The following is a 9,213-nucleotide window of genomic DNA, read 5'->3' as shown; positions in this document are numbered from 1 at the left end:
GGGCGACCTCGCCCGGGCATGCGCGCTTGTTCATGGGCTACACCAGCCGCACGGTGCCGACGGCGTTATGATCCGCCTCGATGGCTTCCTCGTAGCTCTCGAGCACGGCGCGCGCCTCGTCGAGCGCCTTCATGGCGGCGGCGAGCTTTTCCTCGGTGCGCTCCATGCCGAAGGACTCGGTCGCATGGTACAGGTCGTGGCACCAGGTGCGCGCGAGCGCGATGGTGTCGTCGATTTGCCGCATGCTCATCGCGAGCTGGCTCATGTTCATGCCTACGTCGTGCATGCCGTTCTCCTTCGAACGATGCGAAGAGCAAAGAGCCCCGGGTATCCGAGGCTCTAGTGTACTACGTATCGGGGTGTCAAGGCGTGGTTACAGCGCCTTCTCGATCTCTTCGAGGAGCTTGGGTTTCGGCATCGCGCCGACGATGCGGTTGGCCTCCGCACCGCCCTTCAAGATCACGAGCGTGGGGATGGACATGACGCCGTAGCGCATGGCGATGTCCTGGTTCTCGTCGACGTTGCACTTCGCGACGACGAGACGGCCGGCGAGCTCATCGGCGATCTGGTCAACGATGGGCGAGACCATGCGACACGGGCCGCACCACGGTGCCCAGAAATCGACGAGGACGGGGAGCTGCTCCTGGAGCAAGCTGTCGAAATTGTTGGCGTTGACCTCGGTAATCGCTGCCATGGTTCCTCCTTGGAACGTTCGGTGTGCACCCGGAATACGAAGCCGGCATGAGACGGGCGGTTTCCGCGTGCTGCGCCGTGCGTTCCGGGTGCGGTTCATCAAAGTCGGTCACGTTATACCCAGTTGCTGTGCTCTCTTGCAGCACATCGCGCGAACGGTTTATCGCTTCGGCGCATGCCGTGTCGGACACGTCTGCCGCAGCGTACAATGATGGGGACGACGCAGATAAGGAGAATGCGCATGGCGGTGACGAGTGCGGAGAAACGAAACGCCCTGTTCGAGATGAAGCGTCTCGAGCTCGCGGGGCTCGAGAAGCGGGGGGTGTGCGTCTGCGGAAATGCCTTCTCGCCGATCGTCCTCGTAAAAGGTGAGCTCAACGATGCCGAGCGCGGCGGTTCGCGGCTGCTTTCCGGTGGGGACGGCACGGCGCTGCGCGCGGCGCTCGAGCGCTTGGGGTATGCGCCGGAAGATTTCTGCGCGCTCGCGTCGGTCGCCGGTGCATGCGAAGAGGGCGTGGCGGCAACCTACGCTCCGGGCGATCCGCTGCCGCCGGAGTTGTTCCGTTGGGCGCTCGAGGCGCTCGACCCCGAGGCGGTCGTGCTGCTCGATGATGCGGCGTCTGCCATGATGCGCGAGGCGTATGCCGAGGAGCTCGCGGAGGTGGAGCAGTTCAATGTCGCGATGCTCGAGAGCGGGCTTGTGGCGCGCGTGCTGGGCAGGCGGGTGCTTGCGCTCGGCGGCTTCGAGGCGGCGCTTGCGAGCGCGGATGCGAAGCAGCGCATGTGGGCGTACCTCAAGCAGCTGCCTCCGCTTGGGTCGCCGCTCTAATGTCGCGGCCGAGCGTCGGGGTGGGTTTTCAACTGAAAGCATTCGGCTTGGAGGCATCGGGCCAGGCTGCTGTTATCGCTTTTGCGGGTCGCGCCGCAACAAAAAAGGGCTCCCGAAGGAGCCCTTTTCGTACCCGAGAGGGTGGTACCTTAGACGCTAGTCCTCAGCGATCTCGGTGATCGCGCCAGACGGGCAGCTGTCGAGGCACACGCCGCAACCAATGCAGGAGTCCTCGTCCACCACGGTGGCGACGTCCTGGAGCTCCAGAACGCCCTGGGGGCAGTCGTCGACGCAGACGCCGCAAGCGATGCACTCGTCGGCTTCAATAACGGGATGAGCCATAGTAATCCTCCTCTTGATTTGCCCGGAGCCGATTAGCGGTGCCCCGGAACTTGTGGCTTCAATATACCCCGTGCGCGCTCATTTGCAAGTCTCGTTTGGGGCCTTTTTCTACCGTTCGCCGAGTTAGACAAGGCTAACGTTTTTGCTTCCATGCTAAAAAATGCAGAAACCGCTCCGAAGGGCATCAAATCGTTACCTTTGTGACGGTTTCGGCATTTTTTAGCAACGAAGGCGTGTGGCATGGGGCGCACTCCAATGCGCTGGCGCTCGGCGGCAACATACCTGTAGTTACGTCAACTAGAAAATCTTATATGTGTTGACTTAGATTTTCTGAATCGCGCGGTATAGGTCGCATGAAAACGGGATACTATAAGACCGAACGAACAAAAGGGCTGCGGCAACCGCAGCAGCCCGGAAGAGCCGTGGCGGCTGGCCACAGCTCGCTCGGCTCAAAGGAAGGGATTAACCATGAGCAAGATTCTCGGTATCGACCTGGGCACGACCAACTCGGCCATGGCCGTTTTCGAAGGCGGCACGCCTACGATCATCGTGAACGCCGAGGGCGACCGCACCACCCCGTCCGTGGTGGGCTTCCGCTCCGACGGCGATCGCGTGGTGGGCAAGGCCGCTAAGAACCAGGCTGTCACCAACCCCAAGAACACCGTGTTCTCCATCAAGCGTTTCATGGGTCGCAAGTACTCCGAGGTTTCCTCCGAGATCAAGACCGTCCCGTACATGGTCAAGGAAGGCCAGGGCGGCCGCGCCGTCGCCGAGATCGATGGCAAGGACTATACGCCCGAGCAGATCAGCGCCATGATCCTGCAGAAGATGAAGACCGACGCCGAGAAGTACCTCGGCGAGCCTGTTACGGAGGCCGTCATCACCGTGCCTGCGTACTTCAATGACTCCCAGCGTCAGGCCACCAAGGACGCCGGCAAGATCGCCGGCCTCAACGTCAAGCGCATCGTGAACGAGCCCACGGCCGCCGCGCTGGCCTACGGCTTCGACAAGGGCGGCACGGATCAGCGCATCCTCGTCTTCGACCTGGGCGGCGGCACGTTCGACGTCTCGATCCTCGACCTCGCCGACGGCGTCTTCGAGGTGCTCGCCACCAACGGCGACAACCACCTGGGCGGCGACGACTGGGATCAGCGCGTCATCGACTGGATGGCCGATAAGTTCCAGTCCGATAACGGCATCGACCTGCGCCAGGATCCCATGGCTCTGCAGCGCCTGAAGGACGCCGCCGAGAACGCCAAGAAGGAGCTCTCCGCCGCGCAGCAGACGACCATCAACTTGCCGTTCATCACCGCCGACGCGACCGGCCCGAAGCACCTCAACTACGACCTCAGCCGCGCTGAGTTCGAGCGCATCACGCACGACCTGCTCGAGCGCTGCAAGGCCCCGGTGACGAACGCGCTCCGCGACGCGAACCTCAAGCTCTCCGACCTCACCGAGGTCATCCTCGTGGGCGGCTCGACCCGTATGCCCGCTGTTCAGGAGCTCGTGAAGAACATGACCGGTAAGCAGCCGAACATGTCCGTGAACCCGGACGAGGTCGTGGCCTGCGGCGCGTCCATTCAGGGCGCCATCCTGGGCGGCGACTCCACGGTGGGCAGCGACATCCTGCTGCTCGACGTGACCCCGCTGTCGCTTGGCGTTGAGACCATGGGCGGTATCATGACGAAGATGATCGACCGCAACACCACAATCCCGACGTCCAAGACAGAGATCTATTCCACCGCCGCCGATAACCAGACGTCCGTCGAGATCAACGTCCTGCAGGGTGAGCGCGAGCTTGCGCGCGACAACAAGAGCCTCGGCAAGTTCCAGCTCACCGGCATCCCGGCTGCCCGCCGCGGTGTGCCGCAGATCGAGGTTACGTTCGACATCGACGCCAACGGCATCGTGAAGGTCTCCGCGAGGGATAAGGCCACCGGCAAGAGCCAAGAGATCACCATTTCCGGCTCCACCGCGCTTTCCGACGAGGAAGTCGACCGCATGGTGAAGGACGCCGAGGCGCACGCCGAGGAGGACAAGCGCCAGAAGGAGGAGGTCGAGGTTCGCAACCAGACCGATAGCCTCGCCTACTCCACCGAGCAGACCCTGAACGAACTGGGCGACAAGGTACCCGGCGACGTGAAGGCCGAGGCCGAGGCCGCGATCGCAGATGCTAAGAAGGCGCTCGAGGGCACGGATGTCGACGCCATCAAGAGCGCCGGCGACAAGCTTCAGGAGGTCGCCTACAAGCTCGCGCAGATGGTCTACGCCGACGCGCAGCAAGCCACCGAGGGCAGCGCGGCAGCTGGTGCCGATGACGACGTGGTCGATGCCGAGTACGAGGTTGTCGACGACGATCAGGACAAGTAATCATGTCCGCTCGTGAAGCTCGCACCGGGGCGGCAGCGGCTGCCGCCCCCGATGACTCCAAGGAGAGGGACGTGAAGATTCCAGTAGAGGCCGTGGACGAGAACGGCAACGTCATCGACGACGAGCAGGTTGTCGAAGAGCCCGTCGGCGAGGAGGTCGTCGAGGCCACGCACGACGATACGCCCGAGCAGGCGGCCGCCGAGCAGGCCATGACCGAGGAAGAGATGATCGAGGCGGCGATTCGCGCTGGCGAGGAAGCCGCGGAGAACGATTTCAAGCTCAAGTACGAGCAGGCGCAGGAGGAGCTCGCCGAGGTGCGCAAGCAGCTTGCTGAGGCCGAGGAGACTGCCGAGGGCGCCGATGCCAAGGTTCGCGAGGCGAACGAACGCGCGCAGCGTTTGCAAGCGGATTGGGAGAATTACCGCCGTCGCACCGCCGCCGAGCGCCTGGCCGAGCAGAGCCGCGCGACCGAGAAGCTCGTGACCGCGCTGCTGCCTGTGCTCGACGATATGGAGCGTGCGATCGCACATGCTCGCTCGCAGGAGCTGGACGAGACGTTCTCGCAGTTCATCGACGGCGTTGATGCGGTGCACACCAAGATGCTCGACGTGTTCGCGCATGAGGGCGTCGAGCCGATCGACCCGAAGGGCGAGGCATTCAACCCGCTCGAGCACCAGGCGGTGGGTCGTGTCGAGGATCCGGATCAGTATGACGAGACGGTGAACGACGTGTACCAGAAGGGCTACCGCATGGCCGACCGCATCCTGCGCTCGGCGATGGTCACGGTGACGTGCGGAGGCGAAAAGCGCCCCGCACCCGAGCCCGAGGTTGCGACGGAGGAGGGTACCGCTTCTGAAGCGGATGCCTCCGAGGCGCAGGCCGAAGGCACGGAAGAGTAACGGTTACGGGGCTTCGGGATACCTTCGAAGCCCCGTTCTAACATTGGGGACGGTCCCCAAAGGCTATGACATTCGAGACGGGTCTGGGATGCAACGGCGTCCAAGGCTCCAAGAGGAAGGGAGGCAGGCGTTATGGCGCAAAAGAATTTCTACGATGTCTTGGGCGTGTCGCGCGACGCCTCCGACAAAGAGATCAAAACAGCGTTTCGCAAGCTCGCGCAGAAGTACCACCCAGATGCGGGTGGTGATGAGCAGAAATTCAAGGAGATCAGCGAAGCATACGAGACGCTTTCCGATGAGAAGAAACGCAAGGAGTACGACCAGCTGCTCATGTTCGGGGGCATCCCGGGTGCGGGTGGAGCGTACGCTGGCACCGGCGGTGGCGCGGGTTTCGACATGAGCGATCTGTTCAGCTCCATCTTCGGTGGTGCCGGGGGCGGAGCTGGCAGCGGGAGCGGTTTCGGTGGCTTTGCACAGGGCTTCGGCGGTATGGGAGGCCGTGCGGCGAACCGGCCGCGTAAGGGCGGTGACTTGTCGCTCACCATCGACGTGAGCGCCGAGGACGCATTCCATGGCACCACGCAAAAGGTGACGTATCGTATCGCGTCGTCGAACGAGCGGCAGACGATCAATGTGAAGGTTCCCGCAGGTGCGGTGGATGGCGGACAGCTCCGCTTCAAGGAGCGCGGCGAATACGGCGTAAACGGCGGCCCGCGCGGCGACCTGCTCGTCACGACACACGTGCTCGACCATCCCATCTTCGGGCGCAAGGGCGCCGATGTGACGCTCAAGCTGCCCATTTCGGTGTATGAAGCGGCGCTCGGTTGCCAGATCGACGTTCCCACGCCGGCTGGCAAGACGGTGCGGTTGCGTGTTCCCGCCGGAACGCAGACGGGCAGGACGTTCCGCTTCAAGGAGATGGGCGTGCCCGACGTGAAGCATCGCGGGCGCACGGGTGCGCTGCTCGTGACCATTGAGGTGCGCACGCCGGAGCGGTTGGGCGACGAGGAGCGCGCTGCGTTCGAGAAGCTCATGGCATCGGATACGCGCAGCTACCGCGAGAAGATCGATCGATATCGGGCTCAGGCGAAGGCGAGCGCGTAGGCGCAGAGGGGCGCGTGGCGGAACCATGCGCTCAGGAAGATAACGAAGGTTGGGGTTCACCATGGCCGAAGACGAACGCAACAAGCCGCTGTATATGATTTCCGTGGCAGCGGAGCTCACGGGCATGCACCCGCAGACCCTGCGCGTCTACGAGTCGAAGGGTTTGGTGAATCCCAAGCGCTCGGGAGGTAACACGCGCCTGTATTCGCGGGCGGACATTGAGCGGCTCGAGCTTATCAACCAGCTAACCGACGAGGGCATCAACCTTGCGGGCGTGGTGCGCATCCTCGACATGAAGGAGCGCGCCGAGGAGCGCGAGCGCGAGAACGAGCGGCTGCGTGTGCGCGTGCGCGAGCTGGAAGACCAGGTAGCAGAGTACAAGCTGCAGAAGAAGATTACGGCGCTCGTGCCGCGTGGCGGATCGGCCGACCCCGAGCAGGTGCTCCGCGGGTTGCTCGGCGGCGGGATTTAATCACGTTGCCGTGCGCGTCACTTTGGGGACGGGTACGTTTGTGATGAAAACGACACAAACGTACCCGTCCCCAAAGTGTTGCCCAGATGAGTCGCCAAGGTGATTCTACAAAGCGATGAGCGCAACCAGGTAGAGGACGAAAGCCACCGCAGCAATGGCGTCGCGGCGGTGGAAGCGCAGCTCGCGATAGTGGGTGCGGCCGGTGCCGCCCGTGTAGCAGCGCGCTTCCATAGCGCAGGCGAGGCGGTCGGCGTGGCGCACCGCGGCGGAGAAGAGCGGCACCGCGAGCGGAATGAACGCGGAGATGCGGTCGCGAAAGCGCCCTCCCTCGAGCTTGGCGCCGCGCGCAATCTGGGCATTCGCGATAGCGCGCGCGTCCTCGCCGAGCGTGGGCACGAAGCGCAGGGCGATCGAGAGCACGAGCATCCCCTCGCTCACTGGCACACCCAAGCGCGCGAGCGGTGTGAGGAGCCGTTCGGCGGCATCCGTGAGCGCCATCGGCTGTGTGGTGAGCATGAGCAGCGATCCCATAAGCAACAGGAAGAGGAAGCGCAGGGTATAGAGTATCGCTGCCTCCACGCCGCCAGTGGTGATGCGCAGCGCGCCCACGGCGAGAAGCTCGTTCCCCGTGCGCACGAAGAACAGGTTGAAAAGCGACGTCACGACAAGGAAGAACGTGACGGGGCGAAGCTGCGCGATTACGCTGTCTATCGGCACGCGCGCAAGAGCGATGGCAGCGAGCACGAAAGTGCCAGCAAGCATGAGCCCCATGGCGTCTGTCACGGCAAGGCAGCTCACCATGAATGCGGTCGCGACGACGATCTTCGTGCGCGGGTCGAGCGCGTGGATGGGCGATGCGACGGAATAGTACCGGCCGATGCTAACACGTTGAGACACGGCGCACCTCCTCGGCGAGTTCGCTGAGGGTGAGTGGGTCGCCTTCGACGAGCTTACCTTGCGCGCGCAGGAGGCGCGCTGCGGCAAGCGCGCTCGGCACGCCGGGCAAGAGCGCCTCGTCGATGCCGAACACCGTACGCGGGGTTCCTTCGGCAACCACCACCCCGTGGTCGAGGGCGACGACGTGGTCGGCAAGTTCGGCAACATCGTCCATATCGTGCGTGATGACGAAAAGCGTTGTCCCGGCTTCTTTGAGCGCGAGCATGAGCGCCCGCATGCGACGGCGAGCCTGGGGGTCGAGACCCGCCATGGGCTCATCGAGCACGAGTACGGTGGGCTGCATAGCGAGCACGCCGGCGATGGCGACGGCACGGCGTTGCCCGCCGGAAAGCGCGAACGGTGAGCGTTCGAGAAGGTCGGGGGCATGGGAGAGGTCGACGGCATCGAGCGCGCCGGAAACGCGCTGCTCGACTTCTTCAGCCGAAAGACCGAGGTTGCGCGGGCCGAATGCGATGTCGTCGAAGACGGTTTCGGCGAAGAGCTGGCGTTCGGGGAGTTGCGCGACGTAGCCCACCCGGGCGCGGAGATCATCGCGTCGCGTGCCGTCTGCGCTGTCGATGCCGTCTATGCGCACGGTGCCGGTGTTGGGCAGCTTGAGCGCGCAGGCGAGCTCTGCCGTGGTCGACTTTCCCGATCCGGTGCTGCCGATGAGCGCGGTGAGCGAACCCGTCGGCACGGTGAAGGAGACGCCGCGCAGAGTGTCCGCAGCGCGCGGCATGCGGCGGCGCGGGTGCACGCCCAGGCGTGCGAGTAGGCCGGTGCGCCGGTGGGGATGCTCGGTGTCCGCGTAGGAGAATGAAACGTGCTCAAATGCGATGGCGGAGCGCTCCTTGGCTAGTTGCCGTCCACTGTGTTCGGGAAATTCGGGCAGGACACGGTCGATGATGGGGCCGGGTTGCAAGAACACCTGCCTTGTTCTGCCCGAATGTGACGTGGAGTTGACCCCAGGCGCGAACGCGGCTTCATCGGCATCCGGCGCTGTGCCTGCGACCGCATCCTCGAGGTGCAGCGCGAACGGCAGCTCGAGGCCGAGGGCTCGGATGGCAGCTCGCTGCGCGAAGACCTCGGCAGGCGTACCATCGAGCACGACCGTACCCTCGCCAAGCACGATGGCGCGATCCGCGTCCAGGGCGTCGTCCATGAAGTGCGTGATGTGGACGATCGTGATGCCGCGTTCGGAAAGCCCGTGCAGCACGTGTTGGATTGCTTGGCGGCCATGTGCATCGAGCATCGCCGCGGGTTCGTCCAAGATGAGCATCTCGGGCTCCATGGCGAGCGCGCCCGCGATGGCCACGCGCTGGCGCTGTCCGCCGGAGAGAGCGGCGGGGTCTGCCTGGGCAAACTCCGTCATGCCCACCGCTTCGAGTGCGGAGTCGACGCGGCGCGCGATCTCATCTGACGGCACACCGAGGTTTTCCGGGCCAAAGGCGACGTCGTCGGCGACAATGCTCGTTACCATCTGATCGTCGGGATATTGAAAGACCATCGCCGCGCGCCGGCGGATCTCAAGCGCTTGCTCGGGGTCGCCGTCGATATCCAAGCCGAGG

The 9,213-nt window shown here is 64.1% G+C and carries 10 protein-coding genes; 5 read left to right on the top strand and 5 right to left on the bottom strand.

Translation table 11 applies throughout. The features are described 5' to 3' along the window. Positions 1-37: 37 nt before the first annotated feature. Positions 38-286, bottom strand: coding sequence for a hypothetical protein (locus QZ079_RS05680; RefSeq protein ID WP_297036203.1), 249 nt, complete (start codon positions 284-286; stop codon positions 38-40). Between the two features lie 87 nt (positions 287-373). After that, positions 374-694, bottom strand: a complete 321-nt coding sequence (gene trxA / locus QZ079_RS05675; protein ID WP_297036200.1) for a thioredoxin — start codon at positions 692-694, stop codon at positions 374-376. Positions 695-934: 240 nt separating this feature from the next. On the opposite strand from trxA, the gene QZ079_RS05670 reads away from it, so the two are divergent. Then, entirely contained in the window at positions 935-1,522 is a 588-nt protein-coding gene (locus tag QZ079_RS05670; RefSeq protein ID WP_297036197.1) for a hypothetical protein, read from the top strand. Between the two features lie 156 nt (positions 1,523-1,678). Here the strand turns inward: QZ079_RS05670 and QZ079_RS05665 are convergent, their stop codons facing one another. Next, positions 1,679-1,864, bottom strand: coding sequence for a DUF362 domain-containing protein (locus QZ079_RS05665; RefSeq protein WP_291288227.1), 186 nt, complete (start codon positions 1,862-1,864; stop codon positions 1,679-1,681). A gap of 468 nt (positions 1,865-2,332) precedes the next feature. On the opposite strand from QZ079_RS05665, the gene dnaK reads away from it, so the two are divergent. The 4 genes from dnaK to QZ079_RS05645 all read left to right on the top strand — a co-directional run bounded on the left by dnaK (position 2,333) and on the right by QZ079_RS05645 (position 6,709). Continuing rightward, the gene (dnaK, locus tag QZ079_RS05660; protein ID WP_297036193.1) at positions 2,333-4,234 is read left to right on the top strand and encodes a molecular chaperone DnaK; all 1,902 of its coding nucleotides are present in this window, start codon (positions 2,333-2,335) and stop codon (positions 4,232-4,234) included. Positions 4,235-4,236: 2 nt separating this feature from the next. Beyond that, on the top strand, positions 4,237-5,133 hold the full coding sequence (locus QZ079_RS05655; RefSeq protein ID WP_297036190.1) for a nucleotide exchange factor GrpE: 897 nt from the start codon (positions 4,237-4,239) through the stop codon (positions 5,131-5,133). Positions 5,134-5,265: 132 nt separating this feature from the next. Continuing rightward, the gene (locus QZ079_RS05650; RefSeq protein ID WP_297036187.1) at positions 5,266-6,237 is read left to right on the top strand and encodes a J domain-containing protein; all 972 of its coding nucleotides are present in this window, start codon (positions 5,266-5,268) and stop codon (positions 6,235-6,237) included. Between the two features lie 61 nt (positions 6,238-6,298). After that, entirely contained in the window at positions 6,299-6,709 is a 411-nt protein-coding gene (locus QZ079_RS05645) for a heat shock protein transcriptional repressor HspR (protein ID WP_297036184.1), read from the top strand. Positions 6,710-6,814: 105 nt separating this feature from the next. On the opposite strand, the gene QZ079_RS05640 is transcribed toward QZ079_RS05645, so the two are convergent. Both QZ079_RS05640 and QZ079_RS05635 read right to left on the bottom strand, forming a co-directional pair. After that, positions 6,815-7,606 carry an energy-coupling factor transporter transmembrane protein EcfT gene (locus QZ079_RS05640; protein WP_297036182.1) on the bottom strand — a complete coding sequence of 264 codons (792 nt, stop codon included), beginning with the start codon at positions 7,604-7,606 and terminating at the stop codon, positions 6,815-6,817. After that, positions 7,590-9,213: ABC transporter ATP-binding protein (locus tag QZ079_RS05635; protein WP_297036178.1), on the bottom strand; the 1,624-nt coding region annotated here is incomplete at its 5' end. The genes QZ079_RS05635 and QZ079_RS05640, both read right to left, overlap by 17 nt.

This window comes from uncultured Enorma sp. (assembly GCA_905210055.1).
In the GTDB taxonomy this organism is placed as follows: domain Bacteria; phylum Actinomycetota; class Coriobacteriia; order Coriobacteriales; family Coriobacteriaceae; genus Enorma.
This window is presented reverse-complemented; position numbering and strand designations above follow the sequence as displayed.